This window comes from Ruegeria atlantica, assembly GCF_013033965.1.
GTDB lineage: Bacteria > Pseudomonadota > Alphaproteobacteria > Rhodobacterales > Rhodobacteraceae > Ruegeria > Ruegeria atlantica_D.
Genome location: NZ_WQFE01000003.1, coordinates 263925 through 287794, shown reverse-complemented (window position 1 = coordinate 287794; position 23870 = coordinate 263925). Strand labels below are relative to the sequence as shown.

Below are 23870 nucleotides of genomic sequence, written 5' to 3'. Positions count from 1 at the left end.
TTCACCTTACATACAGGCTTCAATGGCCCGCTTGGTCATGACACTGACCAAATGCGCGCGATATTCTTTGCTGCCGTGCAAATCACCAATCATGTTCGCAGGGTTGATGTTCAGCCCGGTCAGGGCATCCTGCCGAAACTCCTTATTCAGGGCTTCTTCGGCCTCGGACCACCTGAATACACCGTCCTCGCTGGCGCCGGTCACGGCAACGCGAACACCGTCCGCGAAACGTGCGAGATAAACGCCGACCAGCGCAAAGCGCGATGCGGGTTGCAGGAACTTCTGGTAGCTCGCCGCCTGCGGCACCGGAAAATTGACCGAAGTGATGATCTCACCCTCGTCCAAGGCCGTGGTGAACATTCCTTCAAAAAAATCGTCCGCCGCAATTTGGCGTGTATTGGTGATGATCGTAGCACCGGACGCCAAGGCGCCTGCCGGATAACAAGCGGCCGGATCATTGTTGGCCAGCGACCCACCGATGGTTCCGCGGTTACGCACTGCTGGATCTCCGATCTGTCCAGCCAGCGCAGCCAGCGCCGGATAATTGCTGGCGGCTTCTGACGCCACTGTCGCGTGCGTTGTTGCGCCACCAATGGCCACCGATCCGTCATCCTCAATGCAGACACCCTGCATATCGGGAATCCCACCCAGCGACACCAGCGTGGATGGCGCGGCCAAACGTTGTTTCAGCGTCGGGATCAGGGTCTGACCGCCCCCCAGCGCCTGCGCATCCTCGCCTCCCAACGCCGAAACGGCATCAGCAATGGTCGAGGGCTTCTCAAACTCGAAATTGTACATTTCGTCTTCCTTTCCGAAAGGCGCGGATCCGCCCTTCATCTGGCTAAAAATACCTCGGGGGTCCGGGGGCTGGCCCCCGGTCCACCCTTGTCGCTTAGCTGTTCATCGCCGCCCAGACACGTGACGGGCTCACCGGCATATCGATGTGATCGACCGCCTTGCCGCCCGAGTTCAGCGCATCCAGCACCGCGTTTACTACTGCAGGCGGTGAACCGATTGCTCCGGCTTCGCCGCAGCCCTTCACACCCAACGGGTTATGCGTACAGGGCGTCTGGCTGGAATGATCGACACCATAGAAAGGCACGTCATCCGCGCGCGGCATCGCATAGTCCATGAAGGACGCGCTCAGCAACTGACCGTTTTCGTCATAGGCACAGTTCTCCAGCAGCGCCTGACCAATACCCTGACCGATACCGCCATGGACCTGACCGTCCACGATCATCGGGTTAACGATGTTGCCAAAGTCATCCGCTGCGGTGAAGGCCTCGATAGTGACCTGACCGGTCTCGGGATCAACCTCGACCTCACAGGCATAGGCTCCTGCCGGGAAGGTAAAGTTGGCCGGGTCGTAGAACGCGGTTTCCTCCAGCCCGGGTTCGACTTCCAGCGGATAGTTGTGCGGCACGTAGGCCGTCAGGGTCACATCACCCCAGGCCACCGATTTATCGGTGCCCGCGACGCTGAACTGACCGTCCTTCAGCTCGATATCGGCCTCAGACGCCTCCAAAAGATGCGCCGCAATCCGCTTGGCCTTCTCGATCACCTTCTCGGTCGCCTTCACCATGGCCGAGCCACAGACGGCCAGCGAGCGAGAACCGTATGTGCCCATACCAAACGGGATCTTGGAGGTGTCACCATGAACGATCTCGACCATCGACTCGTCGATACCGATCATGTCAGCCACAACTTGCGGGAAGGCGGTTTCATGCCCCTGACCGTGGCTGTGTGCACCGACCATGACACTGATCGAACCGGTGGCGTTCACGCGCACCGTCGCGGCGTCATAGAGACCTGCCCGGGCCCCCAGCATACCGACAATGTTCGAAGGCGCGATCCCGCAAGCCTCGATATAGCAGTTGACGCCCAAACCGCGCAGCTTGCCGTTGGCTTCGCTTTGCGCACGGCGTGCCGCAAAACCGGCCAGATCGGCTGCAGCCTCAAGCTTGTCCATCGTCCCGTTGTAATCCCCGGTGTCATAGGTCAGCGCGACCGGCGTGTCATAGGGGAACTGGGTGACAAAGTTCTGACGGCGCAGGGCAATCGGATCGACGCCCAACTCTCGTGCTGCTTTATCGACGACACGTTCCAGCTGATAAGTCGCTTCGGGACGGCCAGCGCCACGATAGGCGTCCACCGGTACCGTGTTGGTGAACATCGCCTTCACATTCACCTGAATGACCGGTGTCTTGTAGTTACCTGCCATCAAGGTACCGTGCAGCCAAGTCGGAACCGAGCTGGAGAAGGTCGACAAATACGCACCAAGGTTCGCATAGGTGTTGGTGCGCAGGCCGATGAAGTTGTTGTCTGCATCCAGCGCCAGTTCGATCTTGCTGACATGGTCGCGGCCATGGGCATCGGACATGAACGCCTCAGACCGGCTGGACGTCCACTTGACCGGACGGTTGCAGGCCTTGGCGGCAAAGGTGCAGAACGCCTCTTCCGCATAATGGAAGATCTTTGTCCCAAAACCACCACCCACATCCGGGGCCACCACGCACACTTTATGTTCGGGCAGGCCCAGAACAAAAGCACACATCAGCAGGCGGATCACGTGCGGGTTCTGCGACGTGGTGAAGAGCGTGTATTCGTCCGTACCACGCTTATACTCACCCACCGCCACGCGCGGCTCCATCGGGTTGGCGACGAGGCGGTTGTTGACCAGATCCAGCGTCGTTACGTGGGCTGCGTTGGCAAAGACCTCATCGACCTTGGCGTCGTCCGTCTCACCCAGTTGCCAGTCATAGCAGATGTTGTTCTTCAGATCGTCATGAACCAGCGTCGACCCATCCTGAGCAGCAGCTTTCATGTTCATGACAGCCGGCAGTTCCTCGATATCCAGATCGATCACCTCGGCCGCATCACGGGCCTGTTCGAGACTGTCGGCCACAACGGCCGCAATCGGGTCGCCCACATGGCGTACCTTGCCTTGTGCCAAAATGGGGTGCGGCGGCTCCTGCATCGGCGCGCCGTGCTTGTCGGTCACCTCCCAGCCGCAGGGCATCCCGCCCACGCCTTCGAAATCCTTACCGGTGAAGACCTTGACCACGCCCGGCATGCCTTCAGCTGCAGAGGTGTCGATACTCTTGATCCGTCCATGCGCGATATCAGACCGCAGGAAATGTACATAGGCCTGGCCATGTACGTTGATGTCGTCGGTATAATTGCCCGCTCCGGTCAGAAAGCGTACGTCTTCGCGCCGCTTGGAACTGGCTCCGATGCCACTGTCTTTGGGCATTGCTTGTTCTCCTCCCATAAACGGATGCTGCGCATCCTGTCTCATCCCACGGGCGTCTCCCCTGACGCCCGCAGCGGCATCATTCGGCAGCGATGCTGCTGACGTCCTGACCGGATGCGGCCATGATCGCCTTGACGATGTTGTGGTAGCCGGTGCAACGACACAAGTTGCCTTCCAGATACTTGCGCACTTCGGCTTCAGTCGGGCGCGGGTTTTCTTTCAGCAGCGCAGCCGCGCTCATCACCATACCCGGCGTGCAGAAGCCACACTGAAGTCCGTGATGATCCTGAAACGCCTGCTGGATCACGTTTAGCGATCCGTCCGCGTTGGCCTGACCTTCGATTGTGCCCACATCCGCGCCGTCAGCTTCAAGCGCCAGCATGTTGCAGGATTTGACCGCTTCACCATTCACGTGCACTACACACGCGCCGCATTGCGCTGTGTCACAACCCACATGAGTACCAGTTAAGTTGAGATGATCGCGCAAGAAACCGGACAGCAACGTCCGCCCTTCCACGTCACCGCTCACGGTCTTACCGTTCACGGTCATTGAGACCTTGGTCATAAGATCCTCCCCTATTGGCTTTTATCGCTATCGTCGAGTTAAACACGGGAAAATTTGTTTGAGAACAAAAATATTTAGCGCCAATATCCGACGTTCGTAGGGGTCGTCTTTTCTATCTCGGCGGCCTAAGAAGAACGGCCAATTTCCGCCACATCATCTTTTGCGCGAAGCTCTTGGTTGCGGTCGTGTGGGGATTTCTTTCAACAATCCGCCAACACCCATCCCCGCAATGTCTGCGCCGGTTGTTTCGACCCCGCACGCAACGCGCGACAGGACCCAGTCCGCTCCGTTCAATGCCGGGGAACGGGCGCATCCGGGCAGTCCTATCACCGGCCTTGAACCTAACGTTCCCAGAAACAGCAGATTACCGGGATCGACGGGCATGCCAAACCTGTCCACCTGACCGCCTGCGGCACGAACGGCCTGAGGTGCGACGTCAAAAACATCAGAGGTGGCAGAGCCGGTCAGGATCATCACAATGTCACCGGCAGCCTCTGAAACAGCCTGCGACAGCGGTTCGGCTTTGTGTGGAACTATCCGCACATCGCCAAGGTCCATACCAAGGGCTTCGACCCGGCCACGAATGGCGGCGATGCCTTTGTCGTTGGGGGGACCGCCCGGAATATCCGTAACAATCAGGCCTGCCGTTTTGTGAATCGGCGTTGTCAGGCGGATCGACGCTTTGGCCAGCCCCGCTGCTTGCTCGACATCACCTTTTGGAACGGCGTAGGAAATCACCTTGATCGTGGCGACCATCCCGCCCGCGCCCATCTGTTGATATTGCGGCACCGTCGCAACCGTGATCATCGGATTGACGCAGTTGAACGCGTGCAACGCCCCGACATCCAATTCGACAACACCCGGTCCGCCAGCCAGCAAATTCACCCGCCCTGTAAACGGTTGTGTTACTCGCAATCCTGCCGCCTGCGGATTAGGCGCAAGCGCTGCGGCCAGCATTTCCGCCGCCTCGTCCTCGTGGCAATCTCCGGGCTCAAGCTGTGCAACGGTCACTTCGTCATACCCGGCTGCGGTAAGTTGACCGCAATGTTCGGCAGTCAACAACAGCCCCTTGCGCAGCTTGTTGTCCTGAACCTGAACAGAATGGGCCAGGATCGCGCCGGTGGCCTGGGCTACGGGAACAGGGCCGAACTTCACGCTTTGCCCCGCAGCACGGCTGTCATCTGCGCCAGAATCGCCACGGCAATTTCAGACGGATCAGCCGCGCCAATATCCAATCCGATCGGCCCATGGATCTGAGCAATCTGTTCGTCGGAAAAGCCCGACTCTTTCATCCGCGCGACGCGCTTGGCGTGGGTCCGCGTAGACCCCAGCGCTCCGATATAGAACACGTTGGCCTTCAACGCGGCTTCCAGGGCTGGGTCGTCCAGTTTTGGGTCATGTGTCAGCAAGACAATTGCCGTTCGCGAGTCCATGCCCAGCTTGGCCACCGCCTCGTCCGGCCAATCGGCCAAAATGGTTTCGCCCGGAAAACGGGCGCCGGAAGCAAAGGCGTCGCGCGGGTCGATGATGGCCGGATCATATCCGGCGATCCGGGCCATCGGGACCAAGGCCTGAGCAATGTGAACCGCGCCCACAATTATCAAACGCAGCGGAGGGTTATGGACAGCAACGAAGGTCTGCCCATCCTCTTCAAACCCGGACCGGTCCATACGCAGTCGATCCGGGTAGGCATTGCGACGCAAAGCCCTGTGACCGGTTTCTGTATTTACTTCATAAGCCACCGGTTCTCGTTGTGCCCGAGCTTTGACCAAATCGCGCAACATGGATTCAGGCAGGACCGAACCAATAGGTTCCACCAAAACGCGGATCGTCCCCCCGCAGGCAAGCCCCACAGCAAAGGCGTCTTCGTCGCTGACACCAAATTCCAGCAATCGGGCCTCGCCCTCGTCCATCGCCTCAAGCGCCTCGACAATGACCGCACCTTCGACACAACCTCCGGACACCGACCCCTCGATCCGGCCGTCCGCTGCAATCACCAGCTGAGCGCCTACGCGGCGCGGCGCGCTGCCCCAGGTTTCAACCACCGTGGCCAGAGCGGTTAGGAGACCTTCGTCATGCCATTTCAGGGCCGTCTCTGGGCTGTTGTCGAATCTGTCCATTGCACCCTCCCGGCGTGTTCTGATCCAACATAGGCAGGTTTGGCGCAATGAAAAGTAAGCCTTAAGGCGAATGCCGGCTGCAGCGTCCGTCTTTGACCCTCGGGTGGACATCGGCATATACAAGCCCAGATTGTCACCCAGCCCACAAATCATTGATTGCACTGGACCCAGATTCTAGCCTACACGCGTTGCTGCTGCATTCCAGTATGCGCATATATATTTTTCACAACGGAGACAGAGAGTTGAAACGCATTATTACACTCGGAATGGCACTTGGCCTGTTCACCGCAAGCGTTGCATCCGCAGACACATTCCTGCGTTATGGCGAAGTCGAAGGTTGGAAGGTCTTCGTAGACGAAGACAAGAAATCCTGCCTGATAGAAGCTGTTGATGACGCTGAAAACGTCGTTCAAATGGGCCTGACCGAAGATCGCGGCGTTGGCTATGTCGGTGTTTTCACCAAAGCCAAGACCGATATCAAGCGTGGCGAGAAAGAAGCCGTGGCGATCCTTTTGGGTGACAACATTTATGTTGGCGAAGCGACCGGAATGAAGGGCAACATCACCAAGGGGTATTCCGGTGGCTACGTCCTGTCTGACGATCCCCAATTCGCAGACGACCTCGCCAAGCAGAAGGTCATGGTTGTATTTCCGGAAAAGGAATTTGCCTTTACTGTTGACCTGACCGGCACTTACAAAGCCATGGAAATGGCGCGCAAGTGCAACGAAGAACAGCTAAGCTGATATTCAAGCGGAAAGTGCGGTCATCAACCGCGCTTTCTCACCTACGTCATCGGGTTTTGAGATGACGACGGCCAGATCTTCCAGCGACGCAATCGAATGCCCGGCGCGGAAACTGTCTACATGAGGCAACATGGCCGCTACACCCTGCGCCTTTGGCGCAAAGCCATCCCAGCGCAGCAACGGGTTCAGCCAGATCAGACGGCGCGCGGACAGGTGCAGCCGTTCCATCTCATTCCCCAGTGCTTCGGGGTCTCCACGATCCAGCCCATCCGAGATCAATAGGACCACTGCACCCTGCCCCAAGACGCGCCGCGACCAGTCGCGGTTGAACGCATGCAGGCATTCGCCAATCCGCGTACCACCTTCCCAATCCTGCGCCTCCGCCCCGGCGGCGGCCAAGGCGGCATCTACATCACGTTGCTGCAAATGACGGGTGATGTTCGTCAGGCGCGTCCCGAAGGTGAACGCATGAACCTTGGCCCAACCCGCCCCTTTGTCGTTCGACACAGCATGCAGGAAATGCAGAACGATCCGGCTGTACTGGCTCATCGACCCCGAGATATCGCAGAGTACAACAAGATTGGGCCATCGGGGTTTGGGTTTGAGCTTGGCGATATCTCGCAGCTCCCCTCCCTGACGCATCGAAGCGCGCAGGGTCCGCGCCCGGTCGATACGGTGCCCTAGATGGCTGGCCTGACCGCGCCGAGATTCTATCGGCTTCACCGGCAAAGCAAGACGGGACAACATGCGCTTGGCCTGCGCGATCTCGGCGGTGCTCATCTGTTCGAAATCCAGGCTGCGTAGCCGTTCCTCGGACGATGCGGTTTGTGAGGCGTCTATTTCGAGTTCAGTCTCTTCCTTCTGCTCCGCCACCTCGGGCAGATCACGTTCAACCCCGTCCAGCAACGCCTCAGCAGCTCGCTTTTCGGCCGCATCCGCCTTGCGTTCTTCCTGCACACCACGAATGGCGGGCAGCATCATCGACATCATGTGTTCCAAATACCGGGGATCACGCCAATACAGTCGAAAGACCTGCGCGAACACGGTCCGGTGCTCTGGACGGTTCACGAAACAGGCATGCAGCGTCCAGTAAAAGTCTTGTTTTTGCGTGAAACCTGCCGCCCGAACGGCACGTATGGCATCTACCACTCGGCCAGTCCCGATCGGTAGCCCGGCTTTGCGCAGAGCCCGCGCAAAATGGGTGATGTTTTGCGCCAGCTTTGGGTCGTCGGGGATATCAAGGTCAAGTTGTTCAGCCACGCGGCTGCTCCAAATGTTGGAAAATGACCGCCGCTGCAGCCTGCGCCGTCATATTTGTTACATCCAAGACCACTGCTGCCTCGGGAATGAACAACTTTTCTGAATGCCGAATGGTCTTGAGAATGCCGACATCTGTCAGTTTGTCCCCACCAATACGCGCCGGATCTTGCAGCCGTCTTTGGTTTTCTTGAAGCGAGGCGTCCAACACAAAAAGATGCAAAGGCGCGTTGCGGTCTTTCGCAAAATCAAGTGTTGGTTGGAACAAAGGAACCGCAGCCGGTTCATCCGCTAAAGCGTCCGTAAAAACAATGGGTACCTCTTTGGGTAGCTTGCGGGCGTGACTGAGAATGAGGTCACGCACCTCTTCACGCATTGCAACACTCTCAGGCGTGTTGCGCGCATAAATTGCACGCGTCGCGTCTAGCATCAGGTGATTGTGGATCAAGCGCCCACCCAAACGCTCTGCCAGAACCCGTCCAATCGTCATTTTTCCAACGCCAGGCCAGCCGCCGATATGAACAACAGGTGCGACAGGCATTGGATCAGACGGGCTCCAATTCTGCTTTAGCCTCATCCAGTATCCGTTTCGCCTCGGACCCCTGCAGTTTCTGGATGTCGTCCTGGTATTTAAGGATCGCACCCAGAGTGTCCCCGATAACCTCAGGACTGAGGTTGATCACATCCAGCGCAAGCAGGCATTTGGCCCAGTCGATCGTTTCGGCCACACCGGGTTTCTTGAACAGATCCTCAGTGCGCAAATGCTGAACAAAGGCTACGACCTCGCGGCTCAGCGCTTCGGCGGCTTCCGGCGCGCGGGCGTGCAAGATCTCAATCTCGCGGTCAAAATCGGGGTAGTCGACCCAGTGATACAGACAACGCCGTTTGAGGGCATCATGCACCTCGCGCGTTCGGTTCGACGTGACGATGACGATGGGCGGTTCCGGCGCTTTCACGGTGCCCAATTCGGGGATGGTCACCTGAAAGTCGCTGAGCGCCTCAAGCAGGAAGGCCTCGAATGGTTCATCCGTGCGGTCCAACTCATCGATCAGCAGGACCGGCGCGCCATGTTCATCTGGGCGCATCGCCTGGAGCAATGGGCGTTCGATCAGATACTCGTCCGAGAACAGCTCGGATTGCAGCGCGCCCCGGTCCGCCCCACCCGATGCTTCGGCCGTGCGAATTGCAACCATCTGCGCTGGAAAATTCCATTCGTATACAGCGGAAGAGGCATCCAGACCTTCGTAACACTGCAGACGGATCAGGCGGCGATTCAGACCGGCGGCAAGGGCTTTGGCGATCTCGGTCTTTCCAACCCCAGCCTCACCTTCCAAGAACAGCGGTCGACCCAGTTTAAGGGACAAGAACACCACCGTAGCCAGCGCACGCCCGCAGACATAGCCCTGCGCACCCAGCATGGATTGAACGGCATCGATGGAATCTGGCTGCGTCATGTTCTGGTCTCTCCCTTGCCACAACAGGTCACGCCCGCCCGCGCGCGTCAAGACCGTGTTCTTTCGGGGACTTACGACGATCGGACAAGTTGACAAGGGTTGCTTCCAAATTGAGGGCCTTTCACCGCCGGGTCCGCTGTGCTAGCGGAAGGCCATGACCGATACCCTCACGATCCGCCGCCCCGACGACTGGCATCTGCACCTGCGCGATGGCGCAATGTTGCAGGCCGTCCTGCCCGAAACCGCGCGTCATTTTGCCCGCGCGATCATCATGCCGAACCTTGTACCGCCCGTCGTACGCAGCGATCAGGCCGCTGCCTATCGCGACCGCATATTGACCGCGCTGCCCAAAGGTATGACGTTCGAGCCGTTGATGACCCTGTACCTGACCGAGGATACGGACCCCGATGATATGGCAGCAGCCCATGCCAGCGGTTTGGTCAAAGCGGTCAAACTGTACCCGGCGGGCGCAACAACCAACTCTGCCTCGGGCGTGCAGGACTTCGACAAAGTGCGTCCGGTGCTGGAAAAGATGGCCGAGATCGGCCTGCCCTTGTGCGTACATGGTGAGGTCACCGACGCCGAGATCGACATCTTCGACCGCGAAGCTGTGTTCATCGACCGCGTTCTTGATCCGATCCGCAAGGCCACTCCCGGACTGCGCGTGGTTATGGAGCACATAACGACCGCGAACGGTGTCGATTATGTCAAATCCAATGACAAGGATCTGGGCGCGACGATCACAGCGCATCACCTGATTATCAACCGCAACCATATCCTCGTGGGTGGAATCAAGCCGCATTACTACTGCCTGCCCGTCGCCAAGCGCGAAGAACACCGGCTTGCGCTGCTGGCTGCTGCAACTTCGGGCGATGCACGGTACTTCCTAGGTACCGACAGCGCACCGCATACCGACGCCAACAAGGAAATGGCTTGCGGGTGCGCCGGGTGTTTCACCGCGACCAATACGATGTCACTGGTGGCCGAGATGTTCGACCGCGAGCGGGCTCTGGACAAACTGGAAGGCTTTGTTTCGCTGAACGGCCCGGCCTTCTATCGCCTTCCGGTGAACGAGGAAACGATTACCCTGACCAAGGGCGAACCAGTAGAGTACCCGGACAAGATCGACTCGGACGATGGTCCGGTTACGGTTTTTGAACCAGGCTTCCCGTTGCACTGGCGCGTGGCTTAGCCCGTTAGGAACTTACACAGATCGCGGGCGCGACCGCCGGTGCGCAACATCGACCAGATCGCGTTCGCGTCCTCTGCCCCAATCAGCTTGTTGGCCTTGCCGCGTACTCGATCCTCACGGTCTGACAGAGGCATTGGGGCCAAAAGATCATGGGTGGCCTCGCGCCTCGCCCCATCCCGGCGCAACAAGGTCAGATGCGCCTGCGTTTCCGACAAACTGTCATCCGCTTCGACAGAGATTCGATCCCGCAAGGATACTAGCCGTGGGTCGGCGCATATTTTGTCCGAATAGCTGTTCGGCAAGGCCGTATCATACCCAAGCGCCTGCATCGCGATTACCGTCCGATACGAGAATTTGGCGCCAAGGCCAGTTGTCGGGGATGTCTGGTTGCAAACGCTCATCCACCTTGGATGCGTCTTGATTTTGATCTCGGCCACTTCGGGTTCGGCAATATCCAGATCGCGTGCCGCCTCAAGCGCCGCGTGCAATCCATGGCAACAAGCGTGAAACTTGTGACTGACGCTTTCAAACAGCCATTCCTCGCCCAGCCCATCCAGCGAGGCCGCAATGTCTGACTGTCCGTTGTGGGTCGCGCCAAACCCGTAAGGCCCTTCCAGCGCGTCGGAATTGGGATCGAATCCCGATGCCACCAACAAAGCAGCCTCAACTCCGGCTGACGACGCCAAACCCGCGTTGTACGGTTTACCCATCGTCCCGAATTGGGCCTTTAGACCGGCCGCGCGAGTCGCGGTCAGACCCAGAACCCTTTGCATCTGCTCAACGTCAAACCGCAGAATGCGACCAGCAGCCACGGCTGCGCCAAATGCGCCAGAGGTGGCCGTCTGGTGAAAGCCCGCCTGATAGTGATCCCGCCCCAGCCAGAGACCGATCCGAATGGACGTCTCCATCCCGACCAGCGCCGCCTCCAGAAAATCGACCAGTATTCGGTCATCCCATTCGCTTGCGGCCAGCGCTGCTGGCAAAACGGCAACCGATGGATGACCGATATGGGCGAAATGCGTATCGTCGTAGTCTAGGGCATGTGACACGGTTCCGTTCACCAATGCGGCTCCGCGCAAGGGGGCGGCGCCTCCGCCAAACAAGTGTGCCTGTTCCGCGCCTTGTTCGCCAAGCACAAGGTTCCGCACGGTTTGGGATACGGGTTCCTCATCGCCGGCGCGCCCTACGGCAATCCAGTCCAAAACAGAAAGAGATGTCACAACCCGCGTCTGCAAGGTCGTCGTGATGGGCCCCGCCGCGAAGGCTGCCAAAGATGCGGTAAAATCGGTCATGGGCGCAGTCTAACAACCGCCAACCCGGGGTAAAGGCTTAGCTGTAAAGGTCCTTGGCGCGGGTCTCAAATGCCTGAACAATCCGATGCATGGCCTCGTTGAAGACCACACCGATAATGCCCTGTAGGATGGCGTTCTTGAATTCGAAATCCACATGGAATGAGATGTTGCATCCACCGCCGTCCGCGTCCGAGAACTGCCAGTCTGATTTCATGTATTTGAATGGGCCATCCAGATATTCGGTGTCGATCCGTTTTTGATCGGCAAACAGGGTCACCCGACTGCCGAACCGTTCGCGAAACACCTTGAACGAGATCACCAGATCCGCCTCCATCACCTGTGCCTCACCCGCCGCATAGGTCCGCCGAATGCGGGCAGCAGCGCACCAAGGCAGAAACTCGGGATACTTGGCCACATCCGCGACCAGCTCGTACATCTGCTGTGCAGTGTAAGGAAGGTGACGTGTTTCCGAATGTGTTGGCATGGCGTCCGGTTTTTCAGGTGACAATGGCGCGTCATGTCGTATGTTGCGCGCCAAAGATCAAGGGGGCAGCGATGAGCGACCGCGCATATGTGATAGATACGATGATCTCAGCCAAGGCGATTGCCGCGCGGATCGAGGAGTTATGCCGGGAAATCACCGCTGAATTTGGGGGAACGGACAAGCTGGTTGTGGTCGGTCTGCTACGCGGCAGCTTTGTTTTCATCGCAGACCTGGTGCGTGAGCTGGACCTGCCGATCGAGGTGGATTTCCTGGAGGCATCCTCTTACGGCGATTCGATGGAAAGCAGCCGGGAAGTGCGCATTCTCAAGGACTTGCGGGGCGCGATTGAAGGCCGGGACGTTCTGGTGGTCGAGGATATCGTCGACACTGGTCACACGCTGAACCACGTCACGAAACTGCTGCTCAGCCGCAAGCCAAGCCGCCTGAAATCCATCGCCCTGCTGGACAAGCCCAGCCGGCGCGAAGTCGATTTCCGCTCGGACTGGATCGGGTTTGAAATCCCTGACGAGTTTGTCGTTGGTTACGGGATCGACTATGCACAACGCAATCGCAACTTGCCGTTCATCGGCAAGGTTCGATTTGTCGAGGATTGAGCCGGTCCAGTCCTAATTGTCTCGCAAAACCTGCTGGATGGCTGACAGAAAGATACCGGTTCCGATGGGTATCAGAGCGTCCGGGAAATCATAGTCGGGGTTATGCAATTGCGGGTGACCGCGCCCCGCGCCCAACCAGAACATGGACGCCTTTGCACCTTTGCCAAATTGCCCGAAATCTTCCGAGAACTTTTGTGGCGTCTCCGTCAAGTTGAACTTCACACCTCGAGAGGCACATGCCTTTGCGATGGCAGTCACGGCATCACCGTGATTGACGCAGGCCTCGAAGACATCGTCATAGGTAATCTCAACCCTCAAACGGTCGGCGGACGCGGCATCCTGTGCCAGCGCTTCGGCTTCGGTCATCAGAGTTTGCATTCGGGCATCTGAGACGGTGCGCAGGGTCACCCAGATCTCGGACTGACCCGGAGCGACGCCGAAGGTCGGCTCTCCCAATTGGGCATGCGTCACAGTTGTCAGTGCGAAATCGGTATCCAACGCGCCGCCCACGCCCAAGCCCGCCAGTTTCGACATCAATTCAGACATTGCACGAGCCGGGGAAATCCCATCCTGAGGCGCAGCCGCGTGTGACGTCTTACCGCTCAACGCGATCTTCATCCCGCGCGAGGCGCAATTGGCCGCCCCCTGACACAACTCAACCGCCCCGAGCTCCAATCCCGGTAGGTTGTGCAGAGAGAACACGTAGTCCGGTGCGATCTGGGCAAATTGGGGATCCGCGCGAAAGGCAATGGCACCCTGCCCGGTTTCCTCAGCCGGTTGAAAGATCAGAACCACGCGGCCTTTTGTCGGTCGCTGGCGCGCCAAATCTTCGGCAACGCCAAGTGCCATCGCCATGTGTCCATCATGCCCGCAAAGATGCCCCTTGCCGGGAATTTTCGAAACATGGGGCTGTGTGCTGAGTTCCTGGATCGGCAACCCGTCCAGCTCGCACCGGATACCCACGGTCGGACCGGCTTGTCCGCTGTCAAAAACCGCCGCGACTCCGTGCCCCCCCAACCCGGTCAGCACTTGATCGGCACTGTATCCCTGCAGCAATTGCGCCACTCGGGCAGCGGTTTCACGTTCCTGCCCGGAAAGTTCCGGATATTGGTGCAGGTCGTGGCGCAGGCGTGTCAGCCGAGTGAGCGTTTCCAGGTTCACCCTTGCCCCAGCTTTTTCTGCCGCGCCTCTCGCAACCGGGCAAAGTCATCCCCTGCGTGATACGACGACCGGGTCAGCGGTGTTGCAGACACCATCAGGAACCCTTTGCCGTAAGCCGCCTTTTCGTAAGAGGCGAACTCTTCGGGCGTTACGAAACGGTCCACACCGTGGTGTTTGGGCGTCGGCTGCAGGTACTGGCCGATGGTCAGAAAGTCGATATCGGCGGCACGCATGTCATCCATGACCTGCCGTACTTCTTGTTCATTCTCACCCAAGCCGACCATGATACCGGATTTAGTAAAGATTGACGGGTCCAATTCTTTCACTTTCTGCAACAGCCGCAAGCTGTGAAAATAGCGCGCTCCGGGGCGCACTTCGGGGTAGAGGCCCGGCACTGTTTCCAGATTGTGATTGAATACGTCCGGCTTGGCTTCGACCACTGTTTCAAGGACAGACGGGTCACATTTCAGAAAATCGGGTGTCAGGATTTCGATCGTCGTCTTTGGCGACCGGTGTCGGACTGCACGAATTGTCTGCGCGAAATGGTCGGCCCCGCCGTCCTTCAGATCGTCGCGGTCTACGGAGGTGATCACAACGTGGTTCAAACCCAGTTTTTGCACCGCGTGCGCAACGCGACCGGGTTCGAACGCGTCCAGATCATCGGGCCGCCCGGTGGCGATATTGCAAAAAGTGCAGCCGCGTGTGCAGATCTCGCCCATGATCATCATGGTGGCGTGACCCTGGCTCCAACACTCGCCGACATTCGGACATCCTGCCTCTTCGCAGACGGTAACGAGATTATTCTCGCGCATGATCTTGTGCGTTTCCGCATAGCCCTTACCGCCAGGTGCCTTGACGCGTATCCACTTGGGCTTTTTGGGCTGCGCATTGTCCGGGCGATGCGCTTTTTCGGGATGACGTTGTTCTGGGATCTTCAGATCGCGCACGGCTGGCTTTCCTGACTTTGGGTCAATTTGCTTTGCCCTAACATAGTATGCCTTCAGGTACTATGCTACCCGGGCATACCCGCCATGCAAGGCTGGTTCGCATCCGCAGAAACAGCGCCAAGATTTAGATGCTAAAGAAAGAAATACCAATTTTTTACGGACACTTAAAGACACATTGCAAATGCGGCATTTCTGACGTTGAAGACAGTTTAGAACTGTTTTAAGTCACCTCTAATTCAAATGTGAATCACAGGAGCCCGTAGATGAAAACCGGCGCAAAACTGCCTTCCGTTACCTTCCACACCCGCGTCCGCGATGAAGCAATCGAAGGATCCAACCCGTTCCGTTGGGAAGATAAGACCACTGCAGATTACTTTGCAGGCAAGCGCGTCATCCTGTTCTCGCTTCCTGGCGCTTTCACACCTACATGCTCGACCTATCAACTGCCCGGTTTTGAAAACGGTTATGCCGATTTCACCGCCAAAGGCATCGATGAAATTTACTGCATGTCGGTGAATGACAGCTTTGTCATGAACAAATGGGCACAGGATCAGGGTCTGAAAAACGTCAAGGTCATTCCGGACGGCTCGGCCGAGTTCACGCGCAAAATGGGTATGCTGGTCGACAAGGACAATCTGGGCTTCGGAATGCGCTCTTGGCGCTATGCCGCCATCGTTAACGACGGTGTGGTCGAAGCGTGGTTCGAAGAGCCTGGCCTGATGGATAACTGCCCCGAAGACCCCTATGGTGTTTCGTCGCCCGAGGCCCTGATGAAACATCTGGACGAAGCCAAAGAGCCGGCGCTGGCCTAAGTCTCAACTGGCTTAAACTTTAAAAGGCTCGCCTCTGGCGGGCCTTTTTTAGTGACGGGTCGCAGTCACGATTTCTTCCCCGACGCGGCGAATGACAACGCCCAAACTGTTGAACCAATCTTCGTGCCCTGTCGAAAGGCGCCGAACCAACCCCACCGTTCGCGCAGGCTGCGGTGCCCCAAAACGCATGAGCTTGAGTTCTGGCACGGCATCGGTTTCCGCGCGCGCAGCCAATTCAGGCATAAGCGTCAATCCGAAACCTTCGGCGACCAGTCGCGACAGGGTCGCCAGCGAAGACGCCCCCATATTGATCAGTCCGCTACTTCTGTCCTGACCACAAACCTCAAGCGCCTGATCCGTCAGACAATGCCCGTCATCCAGTAACATTAGTTGTGCAGTTTGTAAGTCCACCGGACGCAAAGCGTCAGGGTCCGAGCGCACAGTCCCAAGCCGCCCGGCGCTGCCGGCAAGCAGAAAGCGATCCTCGAACAGCGGCAGTTCGAACAATTCGCTGCCACCGGCTGGCAACGCCATCACTCCGGCATCGATTTCCCCTGCCCGCAACATGGCCAGCAAGCGCTCGGTCCGAGCCTCGCGGATCTGTACCCTTAGCGAGACGTCTGCAGTACGCAGCCCAGCAAGCACTCCGGGTAAAAGATAAGGTGCAATCGTCGGAATGATCCCGATCGCCAAAGACCGATGCCCAACGGAATGATCCCTTGCGAACTGGTCCAGTCTGTCCGCCGCTCCCAGAACCTGGCGCGCATAGTCCAGAACATCGCGCCCCAACGGCGTCAACAGAATATCCCGGGCCTGACGTTCGAACAGCGGTCCGCCCATGGTTTCTTCCAATGCTTTGATCTGAACTGACAGCGCAGGTTGTGAGACATGGCAGACCTGCGCCGCACGGCCAAAATTGCGCTGATCCGCCACCGCGCTGAAATACTGAAGTTGTCTGAGGGTAAAATTCATAGGCAATTCCTATCACTACCCTCCGAAACCTCAACCTTGAATTATGACCATTCTACCCGATCAGCCGCGTTTTTTCTGCCTGATCTTCGTAATGACGCTTTAAGCGTTGCAGGGCGATGCGAAGCACGATCTTCCCGGATCGCGCCGACCAACCCATGCGTTTTTCAGCCATTTCCAGCCCTTCCAGATAGCAGCAACACCGCAGCGCCACATCGCTCAACCCCGGTCCAAGATCCGACAGGGCACGTTCGACCCGAGCACGCGCATCTGACGATCCTTGTCCGGCACTGGCACCATTGCCGAAACTTCCCCGCCCTCCGGCTGTTAGAAAGTGATCCCAGTTTTGCGCAACCTGCGGTCCGATCTGTGCCAGTTCAAAATCCTCACGCAAACGTTCACCAGCGCTGACAAGGGTTTCATCCAGAAAGGATTTGCCATCCCGGTCCCGTCTGCGCGCCAACGCGATCAGCGGGCTTTCGGCTGCGCTGTACCGGATACGTCTGGCGCGGTTCGGTGCGCCGCTCTGGTTGTGTCCGCACTGCGATTGAAATGGAGTTTGTGCTTCGGCCATGCCGAATTCGTTTCTGGCGCGGGCTTTGTTCTCGGCCTCGGCAATCAGCTGGCTTAGCGCCGACCGCCCGGATGACGAGATGCGGTAACGGGATATACGTCCGGGATTGTCGCAGGAAATCCAATCATTCAGAGCCAGTGCCTGCGCAATCGTGCAATCGACAACAGCAGTTCTTGTGGTCCCACCGTCGCCGGTGTCGCGGACGACTACGGCCTTGTCCATCTCTTCCGCTACGGCCAAAACCGCGCCGGTTTCACATAGGCGGCGAAGTATTCGAAGCGCCTCGCGGTTGAATTCTTCGTCCTTGGTCGCCGTATCGTGGGCCTGTGCCCCCAATGCCTCGTTCAAGGACCCTGTTCGATCCTTTTGATCCGAGAAATGGACTTCTGCCAGCGCTTGCAGCGCGGCGTCTACCAACGGGTCGTCCCGACGCATTTCAATGCGTCGGATCTGTCTGAGTATAGTTGACGCATGGCACCCCACAGACCGCGCAATGTCGCGGATTGATTGACCGGTTTCGGTATGTGCCAAATACCTTTGCGCCCCTTCGGGAACCCACGCCGGAATGGTGAAAGCCATGTTTTCTTGCATAGTTACTTGCCCTCGTCGACAAAACAATCTGTTCTCAATCGCCCCCGATGAATTTGTTAACCAATCCTAACTAGAGCCGCTTTCGTTACTCGTTCGTTAACCAACAGAGGCAAGCACCAGATTTGATTCAAAATCATAAACACTCATGAAGTCAGAGTTCGGGGGGAGCCCACGCAAGGCAACACTCGCTTAGGTTGTGTGACAAAGGGCTATCTTCTGTTCAACCAAGGGAACACCGATATGCAGGACTTGATGACCATGATTACAACGCTCCGCCGCCCACGCCTGTTGGCCCGGGCCGCAAAATTCGGGGCTCAGGACTATGATCGGGATCGTCACCTGCAGCGCGTTTTGGGATACGGATCACTGCCCGGCACAGGGTCCGCACTGGTTCGTCTGTTAGAAATGGAACGAGAGGTTAACGCGCAAAGGCTGGCCGAAGACGCCGCCTATTCGCTGGTCCGTCACTTGGACCTGTTGATCGCGCTGTTGGGCGAGGCGCAACTGTTCAAGGCCAGCCGCGCCACGCAGTATCAGTGATCAGGTGAAGGCATCCGGCATGGATGCTTTCTTTTCCGCCACGTATTCGTTCAGTGCGGCGTTGATTGCTGGGTCGAGTTGCGGCTGCTGGTAGTTGGCCAGCAAATGCTCGACCCGCGCGGTCGCCAGTTGGCGCGTGTCGCGGCCGCCTTCGTCTTCCCAGGTCTCGAATGGCTTGTAGTCCAAAACCTCGGATTTCCAGAACGCGTCTTTGAAATTCGCCTGCGTATGGGCGCAGCCCAGGTAGTGGCCTCCCGGACCAACCTCGCGGATCGCATCCATCGCCTGTGCATTCTCGTCATAGGCCACGCCTTTGGCCAGACCGTGCAGAACACCCAACTGGTCGGCATCCATGACGAACTTTTCGAAGTCAGCAACCAGACCACCTTCGAGCCAGCCGCACGAGTGCAGCATGAAGTTCACGCCAGCCATCAGCCCCATATTCAGCGAGTTTGCCGTTTCGTAGGCCGCCTGAGCGTCCGGCAATTTCGAACCGCAGAACGACCCGGCCGAGCGGAACGGCAAGTTCAGACGCCGCGCAAGCTGACCCGCACCATAGGTGACCATTGACGCCTCGGGGGTACCGAAGGTCGGCGCGCCTGAGTTCATGTCGATCGACGACACGAAGGCGCCAAAGATCGCAGGTGCACCCGGACGAATGATCTGACTGTATGCAACACCGGCCATCACTTCGGCTAGAACCTGCGTCAGCGTACCGGCGACCGATACCGGTGCCATCGCACCGCCAACGATAAAGGGCGAGATGATGCAGGCCTGATTGTTGGCTGCATAAACTTCAAGCGATCCCATCATCACATCGTCGAAGGTCATCGGCGAGTTGATGTTGGTTAGCGAGGTCATCACCGTATTGTTCTGCACGAACTCTTTGCCGAACAGAATCTCGCACATTTCGACCGAATCCTGCGCGCGGCTGGGATCGGTAACCGAACCCATGAACGGCTTGTCGGACAAAGTCATGTGCGCCATCAGCATATCCAGGTGACGCTTGTTCACCGGAACGTCCGTGGGTTCGCACACGGTTCCGCCCGAGTGGTGCAGCCACTTGGACATATAGGCCAGTTTTACGAACTTGTTGAAATCGTCCATGGTCGCGTAGCGACGGCCACCTTGTGCGTCGCGTACAAACGGAGGGCCATAAACCGGGGCCAGAACCAGATTGCGACCGCCGATGACAACCGATTTCTCAGGGTTGCGCGCGTGCTGAGTGAACTCGCTGGGGGCAGTTTTGATCAGCTGACGCGCCAGACCACGCGGAATGCGCACACGTTCACCGTCCACATCGGCACCGACATCTTTCCAGCGCTTCAACGCTTCTGGGTTGTCGACAAAGTTCACGCCGACTTCGGCCAGAATGGTTTCTGCATTGGTTTCGATGATTTCCAACGCTTCTTCGTTGAGAACCTCGAAGTTCGGAATATTCCGTTCGATATACTTCGCGGTTTCGATGCGTACCGCGGTGCGTTCGGCCCGGCGGGCGGCGCCACCGCCACCTCTTGCCCGACGCCGGGTGTTTGCCTCTGCCATGAGAAGATCCCGTCTATTGGTTGGTTTGGTCAGTTTGTTACAGGAAGCATTTGATGCACAGCATCTAATTAACGGCGCTATAGGGGGAAAAGCGACATCCGAAGGAACCAAAACCGTCAGACAATTGCCCCCGTCAGGAAAGTTCTTTCTCCATCAGAATTGTGTTCCCACTCATCTCTTTCTCGACCCAGCTCAAATGCAGGTACATGGACACTGTCCTCTGCATCATTTTATGCGTTCGCAGCCTGAGGATTGTGACGCCCGAATCCTTGGCTTCCTGTTCCGCTATTTCGATCAACCGCCTCGCCAGCCCTGCCCCTTGTGCCTTTGGCGATACGGCGAGATTGAAGATCATCATCGCAGAATCAACCTGGTCAAAAACAATGAACCCGACGATGCCCTCATCCATCGTGGCAACCCAAGCCTGATGCGCCGTGATATCGTCACCAACCCCGTCCGTGACGTCGGGCAGATCAGGAATATCGCGCATCGCATTTGCATAGGCCGCCGCAATGCAATCAGTGACGGCTTCGGTGTCAGCGGCACCCGCGCGGCGAAACTCGATCTCGGACATCTCGCGGCCTTTCTGTTTAATCCTGAAGCACAATTGCACAAATGACGTCATAGCGCTTGCACATGCAAGGCTTGCAACCTAATAGCCAACCATGACCCAAGACACCCATGACCGCCTTCTGATCATCGACTTCGGCAGCCAGGTTACGCAGCTTATTGCCCGCCGCCTGCGCGAGCTGAATGTCTATTGCGAAATCCACCCCTATCAGAACGTCACGATGGACTTCGTTCGGGAAATGGCCCCCAAAGCCGTGATATTCTCGGGCGGTCCGGACAGCGTGACGCGCGAGGGGTCGCCACGAGCACCGCAAGAGATTTTTGAATACGGCGTGCCGATCCTGGGTATCTGCTACGGCCAGCAAGTGATGATGCATCAACTGGGCGGTAAGGTTGAAAGCGGGCACGGCACGGCAGAGTTTGGGCGTGCATTTGTTACCCCGCAGGCAAAGCTGGATATTCTGGATGGTTGGTTTGCGGATGGCGACGAGCAGGTCTGGATGAGCCACGGCGACCACGTCAGCGAAATCGCGCCCGGGTTTGACGTCTTTGGCACCTCTCCCAATGCGCCTTTCGCGATTACGGCAGACAGCACGCGTCACTTCTATGCGGTTCAGTTCCACCCCGAGGTGCACCACACCCCCAAAGGCGCGAAGCTGTATGAGAACTTCATCAAACTCGCCGGTTTCAAGGGTGATTGGACGATGGGTGCCTATCGCGAACAGATGATCGAAAAGATCCGTGAGCTGGTCGGCGACAAGAAAGTGATCTGCGGTCTGTCGGGCGGTGTCGACAGCTCGGTCGCGGCGATCCTGATCCATGAGGCGATCGGCGATCAGTTGACCTGTGTCTTCGTTGACCACGGACTGCTGCGCAAGAACGAGGCCGAAGAAGTCGTCGGCATGTTCCGCGACAACTACAACATCCAACTGATCCATGCAGATGAAAGCGATCTGTTCCTGGGTGAGCTGGAAGGTCAAAGTGACCCCGAAACCAAGCGCAAGATCATCGGCAAGCTGTTCATCGACGTGTTCCAAAAACACGCCGACACAATCGACGGAGCCGAATTCCTGGCGCAAGGCACACTGTATCCGGACGTCATTGAATCGGTGTCCTTCTCGGGCGGCCCCTCGGTCACGATCAAGTCGCACCACAACGTCGGTGGCCTGCCGGAAAAGATGGGTCTGAAACTGGTCGAACCCCTACGCGAGCTGTTCAAGGACGAGGTCCGCGCGCTGGGTCGTGAACTGGGCCTGCCGCAGAGCTTCATTGGCCGTCACCCCTTCCCCGGTCCCGGTCTGGCGATTCGCTGCCCCGGTGAGATCACCCGCGAAAAGCTGGACATCCTGCGCGAGGCCGACGCGGTCTACATCGACCAGATCCGCAAGCACGGCCTTTATGATGACATCTGGCAAGCTTTTGTTGCGATCCTGCCGGTGCGTACCGTCGGTGTCATGGGCGACGGGCGCACATATGATTATGCTTGCGCCTTGCGCGCGGTGACATCGGTGGACGGCATGACGGCAGATTACTACCCGTTCAGCCACGAATTCCTGGGCGAAACGGCCACGCGAATCATCAACGAGGTCAAGGGAATCAATCGCTGCACCTATGACATCACCTCGAAACCTCCGGGCACGATTGAGTGGGAATAGACGTCAGATTGTGTCATTTGTGCGCTTAGAATCTCTTTTTCCACATTCATCCGCGAGAGGCCATTCATGACGAACACCCATTTCTGGTTATTGCGAAAGGTCCTGAAACGTGCGTCAAAAGCGTCACTGGAGCAGGTAAAGACCTATCGGATTCTGGGTGAGACCTATGGCCAGTACAATTCCATAGAAAACTGGGATTGCCGCGATGGTGAAGGCCGTGAGATCCCCTGGTACACATATCCGGCCATCGAATATCTGGACGGTTTCGACCTGAATGGCGTTCGCGTTCTGGAATATGGCAGCGGGAACTCTTCGATCTTCTATCTGAATGCGGGTGCAGAGGTTGCATCGGTCGAAAATGATAAAGGCTGGTTCGACAAGATTTCTGCCTCACTCGCCGACAGGCCGCATTTCACCTACTTCTTCGAGCAGGAAGAAACGCAATACGTTCAACGCGATGAGATACGAAATGCTGATGTCATCGTCATCGATGGACGCTATCGCAACGCCTGCGCCAGGTTTGTCCGGGAACAGTTTCAACAGAAACGGATCGACCCGATTATGATCGTGTTCGACAATTCGGACAGGCACCCGGACTGCATCACCTTGCTGGACGAGGCCTTAGGCTGGAACAGATGCGATTTTAACGGCTTTGGCCCGATCAATTCCTATACATGGACCACATCTGTCTATCTCAATCCATCGCGGCAACTACCCAGGAAGAAACCATTGGCCCCTATAGGCGGGCTTGGTGTTGTGAGCGCGGACGACAGTTAGGACACCACGGATGTGGTGCCGACGACACGTGATAGGATGAGCGTTTTGAAAATACTCAACAGGTTCAGAAATTCGGTTTCAAAGCGGCTCAACCCTCAAAAGACCAGATACTATGGGCTGAACGCTCTGGATCAAAAGCTTGAGCCCTATCTGGATTTCAACAACGGTTTCTTTGTGGAACTCGGTGCCAATGACGGCGTTACGCAATCCAATACCTATCATTTCGAAAAAGAGCGGGGGTGGCGGGGCGTCCTGATCGAACCAGCGCCGCATAACTTCCTAAAATGTTTTTCAAGACGCGGAAGCCGGAGCAAGGTTTTTTGCAATGCCTGCGTCGAATTCGGATTTCCCGATCGTCTGATTGAGATGGTTTACGCAAACCTAATGAGCGTCAGCGTCGGACAGGACCTGGACCTTGCGGATCGAAACGAGCATTTAAGAAATGCCCAGTTGCACATGAAAGAAACCGAGGTCAGTTTCTCGTTCGGTGCGGTCGCGCGCCCGCTCAATGAAATTCTCATCGAGGCTCAGGCCCCCGATAGGATAAACTTGCTGTCTCTGGATGTCGAAGGGGCGGAACTCAATGTACTCAAAGGGGTTGATCACGACCGGTTTCGCTTTGATTTTATGTTGATCGAGTGCCGGAACCTGGATCGGCTGCAGGGATTTCTGGGCACCGTCGATTACAAATTGGAAACTGCTCTGACCGAGCATGATTATCTTTTCCGCAACAACCGATAGGCTCAATCCATGCT

The 23870-nt window shown here is 57.5% G+C and carries 24 protein-coding genes; 8 read left to right on the top strand and 16 right to left on the bottom strand.

The window, feature by feature from the left end:
• Window positions 1-6: 6 nt before the first annotated feature.
• The 5 genes from GOW16_RS07715 to GOW16_RS07695 all read right to left on the bottom strand — a co-directional run bounded on the left by GOW16_RS07715 (window position 7) and on the right by GOW16_RS07695 (window position 5938).
• A complete protein-coding gene (locus tag GOW16_RS07715; protein ID WP_170412746.1) occupies window positions 7-798 on the bottom strand; it encodes an FAD binding domain-containing protein in 792 nt (263 codons plus the stop codon).
• A gap of 94 nt (window positions 799-892) precedes the next feature.
• Window positions 893-3253 carry a xanthine dehydrogenase family protein molybdopterin-binding subunit gene (locus tag GOW16_RS07710; RefSeq protein WP_170412743.1) on the bottom strand — a complete coding sequence of 787 codons (2361 nt, stop codon included), beginning with the start codon at window positions 3251-3253 and terminating at the stop codon, window positions 893-895.
• 79 nt (window positions 3254-3332) lie between these two features.
• Window positions 3333-3818 (bottom strand): (2Fe-2S)-binding protein, encoded by a 486-nt coding sequence (locus GOW16_RS07705; protein WP_170412740.1) that lies wholly within the window; start codon window positions 3816-3818, stop codon window positions 3333-3335.
• Between the two features lie 153 nt (window positions 3819-3971).
• The gene (locus GOW16_RS07700) at window positions 3972-4973 is read right to left on the bottom strand and encodes a molybdopterin-binding protein (RefSeq protein ID WP_170412737.1); all 1002 of its coding nucleotides are present in this window, start codon (window positions 4971-4973) and stop codon (window positions 3972-3974) included.
• Complete coding sequence (locus GOW16_RS07695) at window positions 4970-5938, bottom strand: XdhC family protein (RefSeq protein ID WP_170412733.1); 969 nt, start codon at window positions 5936-5938, stop codon at window positions 4970-4972. The genes GOW16_RS07700 and GOW16_RS07695 overlap by 4 nt, the downstream gene beginning before the upstream one ends.
• A gap of 242 nt (window positions 5939-6180) precedes the next feature.
• Between GOW16_RS07695 and GOW16_RS07690 the strand changes: the two genes are divergently transcribed.
• The gene (locus GOW16_RS07690) at window positions 6181-6681 is read left to right on the top strand and encodes a hypothetical protein (protein WP_254429714.1); all 501 of its coding nucleotides are present in this window, start codon (window positions 6181-6183) and stop codon (window positions 6679-6681) included.
• Between the two features lie 3 nt (window positions 6682-6684).
• Here GOW16_RS07690 and GOW16_RS07685 read toward each other — a convergent pair whose 3' ends face one another.
• The 3 genes from GOW16_RS07685 to GOW16_RS07675 all read right to left on the bottom strand — a co-directional run bounded on the left by GOW16_RS07685 (window position 6685) and on the right by GOW16_RS07675 (window position 9392).
• On the bottom strand, window positions 6685-7941 hold the full coding sequence (locus GOW16_RS07685) for a vWA domain-containing protein (RefSeq protein WP_170412730.1): 1257 nt from the start codon (window positions 7939-7941) through the stop codon (window positions 6685-6687).
• A complete protein-coding gene (locus GOW16_RS07680) occupies window positions 7934-8314 on the bottom strand; it encodes a hypothetical protein (protein WP_170412728.1) in 381 nt (126 codons plus the stop codon). The genes GOW16_RS07685 and GOW16_RS07680 overlap by 8 nt, the downstream gene beginning before the upstream one ends.
• A gap of 169 nt (window positions 8315-8483) precedes the next feature.
• Window positions 8484-9392 (bottom strand): AAA family ATPase, encoded by a 909-nt coding sequence (locus tag GOW16_RS07675; protein WP_170412725.1) that lies wholly within the window; start codon window positions 9390-9392, stop codon window positions 8484-8486.
• Window positions 9393-9546: 154 nt separating this feature from the next.
• Between GOW16_RS07675 and pyrC the strand changes: the two genes are divergently transcribed.
• On the top strand, window positions 9547-10584 hold the full coding sequence (pyrC, locus tag GOW16_RS07670) for a dihydroorotase (RefSeq protein WP_170412723.1): 1038 nt from the start codon (window positions 9547-9549) through the stop codon (window positions 10582-10584).
• On the opposite strand, the gene GOW16_RS07665 is transcribed toward pyrC, so the two are convergent.
• Both GOW16_RS07665 and GOW16_RS07660 read right to left on the bottom strand, forming a co-directional pair.
• Window positions 10581-11876, bottom strand: a complete 1296-nt coding sequence (locus GOW16_RS07665) for an MmgE/PrpD family protein (protein WP_170412720.1) — start codon at window positions 11874-11876, stop codon at window positions 10581-10583. The two genes, pyrC and GOW16_RS07665, sit on opposite strands and share 4 nt — an antisense overlap.
• A 37-nt stretch (window positions 11877-11913) precedes the next feature.
• On the bottom strand, window positions 11914-12360 hold the full coding sequence (locus GOW16_RS07660; protein WP_170413367.1) for a type II toxin-antitoxin system RatA family toxin: 447 nt from the start codon (window positions 12358-12360) through the stop codon (window positions 11914-11916).
• 71 nt (window positions 12361-12431) lie between these two features.
• Between GOW16_RS07660 and hpt the strand changes: the two genes are divergently transcribed.
• Window positions 12432-12974, top strand: a complete 543-nt coding sequence (hpt, locus tag GOW16_RS07655; protein ID WP_170412718.1) for a hypoxanthine phosphoribosyltransferase — start codon at window positions 12432-12434, stop codon at window positions 12972-12974.
• 12 nt (window positions 12975-12986) lie between these two features.
• Here hpt and GOW16_RS07650 read toward each other — a convergent pair whose 3' ends face one another.
• Both GOW16_RS07650 and lipA read right to left on the bottom strand, forming a co-directional pair.
• A complete protein-coding gene (locus GOW16_RS07650; protein ID WP_170412715.1) occupies window positions 12987-14135 on the bottom strand; it encodes an amidohydrolase in 1149 nt (382 codons plus the stop codon).
• Window positions 14132-15082: a lipoyl synthase gene (gene lipA / locus GOW16_RS07645; protein WP_170412711.1), complete on the bottom strand. Its 951-nt coding sequence runs from the start codon at window positions 15080-15082 to the stop codon at window positions 14132-14134. Before lipA ends, GOW16_RS07650 begins: the two co-directional genes overlap by 4 nt.
• Window positions 15083-15345: 263 nt before the next feature.
• On the opposite strand from lipA, the gene GOW16_RS07640 reads away from it, so the two are divergent.
• Window positions 15346-15894: a peroxiredoxin gene (locus GOW16_RS07640; RefSeq protein ID WP_170412708.1), complete on the top strand. Its 549-nt coding sequence runs from the start codon at window positions 15346-15348 to the stop codon at window positions 15892-15894.
• 48 nt (window positions 15895-15942) lie between these two features.
• Here GOW16_RS07640 and GOW16_RS07635 read toward each other — a convergent pair whose 3' ends face one another.
• Window positions 15943-16866, bottom strand: coding sequence for a hydrogen peroxide-inducible genes activator (locus GOW16_RS07635; RefSeq protein WP_170412705.1), 924 nt, complete (start codon window positions 16864-16866; stop codon window positions 15943-15945).
• A gap of 52 nt (window positions 16867-16918) precedes the next feature.
• Window positions 16919-18028, bottom strand: a complete 1110-nt coding sequence (locus GOW16_RS07630) for a DUF6456 domain-containing protein (RefSeq protein ID WP_170412702.1) — start codon at window positions 18026-18028, stop codon at window positions 16919-16921.
• Window positions 18029-18268: 240 nt separating this feature from the next.
• Here GOW16_RS07630 and GOW16_RS07625 point away from each other — a divergent pair, with 240 nt between their 5' ends.
• Entirely contained in the window at window positions 18269-18568 is a 300-nt protein-coding gene (locus GOW16_RS07625) for a DUF6477 family protein (RefSeq protein ID WP_170412699.1), read from the top strand.
• Here GOW16_RS07625 and GOW16_RS07620 read toward each other — a convergent pair whose 3' ends face one another.
• Both GOW16_RS07620 and GOW16_RS07615 read right to left on the bottom strand, forming a co-directional pair.
• Window positions 18569-20113, bottom strand: a complete 1545-nt coding sequence (locus GOW16_RS07620; RefSeq protein ID WP_170412696.1) for a trimethylamine methyltransferase family protein — start codon at window positions 20111-20113, stop codon at window positions 18569-18571. It lies immediately after the preceding gene.
• Window positions 20114-20246: 133 nt separating this feature from the next.
• Entirely contained in the window at window positions 20247-20687 is a 441-nt protein-coding gene (locus GOW16_RS07615; protein WP_170412693.1) for a GNAT family N-acetyltransferase, read from the bottom strand.
• Window positions 20688-20778: 91 nt separating this feature from the next.
• On the opposite strand from GOW16_RS07615, the gene guaA reads away from it, so the two are divergent.
• The 3 genes from guaA to GOW16_RS07600 all read left to right on the top strand — a co-directional run bounded on the left by guaA (window position 20779) and on the right by GOW16_RS07600 (window position 23856).
• A complete protein-coding gene (gene guaA, locus GOW16_RS07610) occupies window positions 20779-22338 on the top strand; it encodes a glutamine-hydrolyzing GMP synthase (protein ID WP_170412690.1) in 1560 nt (519 codons plus the stop codon).
• Between the two features lie 66 nt (window positions 22339-22404).
• A complete protein-coding gene (locus GOW16_RS07605) occupies window positions 22405-23115 on the top strand; it encodes an SAM-dependent methyltransferase (RefSeq protein ID WP_170412687.1) in 711 nt (236 codons plus the stop codon).
• A gap of 45 nt (window positions 23116-23160) precedes the next feature.
• The gene (locus tag GOW16_RS07600) at window positions 23161-23856 is read left to right on the top strand and encodes an FkbM family methyltransferase (RefSeq protein ID WP_170412684.1); all 696 of its coding nucleotides are present in this window, start codon (window positions 23161-23163) and stop codon (window positions 23854-23856) included.
• The last annotated feature ends 14 nt before the right edge of the window (window positions 23857-23870 follow it).

Coding starts and splice junctions, on each gene's coding strand:
- GOW16_RS07715 (WP_170412746.1), bottom strand. CDS start 798: ATGTACAATTTCGAGTTTGAGAAGCCCTCGACCATTGCTGATGCCGTT.
- GOW16_RS07710 (WP_170412743.1), bottom strand. CDS start 3,253: ATGCCCAAAGACAGTGGCATCGGAGCCAGTTCCAAGCGGCGCGAAGAC.
- GOW16_RS07705 (WP_170412740.1), bottom strand. CDS start 3,818: ATGACCAAGGTCTCAATGACCGTGAACGGTAAGACCGTGAGCGGTGAC.
- GOW16_RS07695 (WP_170412733.1), bottom strand. CDS start 5,938: ATGGACAGATTCGACAACAGCCCAGAGACGGCCCTGAAATGGCATGAC.
- GOW16_RS07680 (WP_170412728.1), bottom strand. CDS start 8,314: ATGCGTGAAGAGGTGCGTGACCTCATTCTCAGTCACGCCCGCAAGCTA.
- GOW16_RS07675 (WP_170412725.1), bottom strand. CDS start 9,392: ATGACGCAGCCAGATTCCATCGATGCCGTTCAATCCATGCTGGGTGCG.
- pyrC (WP_170412723.1), top strand. CDS start 9,547: ATGACCGATACCCTCACGATCCGCCGCCCCGACGACTGGCATCTGCAC.
- GOW16_RS07665 (WP_170412720.1), bottom strand. CDS start 11,876: ATGACCGATTTTACCGCATCTTTGGCAGCCTTCGCGGCGGGGCCCATC.
- GOW16_RS07660 (WP_170413367.1), bottom strand. CDS start 12,360: ATGCCAACACATTCGGAAACACGTCACCTTCCTTACACTGCACAGCAG.
- hpt (WP_170412718.1), top strand. CDS start 12,432: ATGAGCGACCGCGCATATGTGATAGATACGATGATCTCAGCCAAGGCG.
- GOW16_RS07640 (WP_170412708.1), top strand. CDS start 15,346: ATGAAAACCGGCGCAAAACTGCCTTCCGTTACCTTCCACACCCGCGTC.
- GOW16_RS07635 (WP_170412705.1), bottom strand. CDS start 16,866: ATGAATTTTACCCTCAGACAACTTCAGTATTTCAGCGCGGTGGCGGAT.
- GOW16_RS07630 (WP_170412702.1), bottom strand. CDS start 18,028: ATGCAAGAAAACATGGCTTTCACCATTCCGGCGTGGGTTCCCGAAGGG.
- GOW16_RS07625 (WP_170412699.1), top strand. CDS start 18,269: ATGCAGGACTTGATGACCATGATTACAACGCTCCGCCGCCCACGCCTG.
- GOW16_RS07620 (WP_170412696.1), bottom strand. CDS start 20,113: ATGGCAGAGGCAAACACCCGGCGTCGGGCAAGAGGTGGCGGTGGCGCC.
- GOW16_RS07615 (WP_170412693.1), bottom strand. CDS start 20,687: ATGTCCGAGATCGAGTTTCGCCGCGCGGGTGCCGCTGACACCGAAGCC.
- guaA (WP_170412690.1), top strand. CDS start 20,779: ATGACCCAAGACACCCATGACCGCCTTCTGATCATCGACTTCGGCAGC.
- GOW16_RS07605 (WP_170412687.1), top strand. CDS start 22,405: ATGACGAACACCCATTTCTGGTTATTGCGAAAGGTCCTGAAACGTGCG.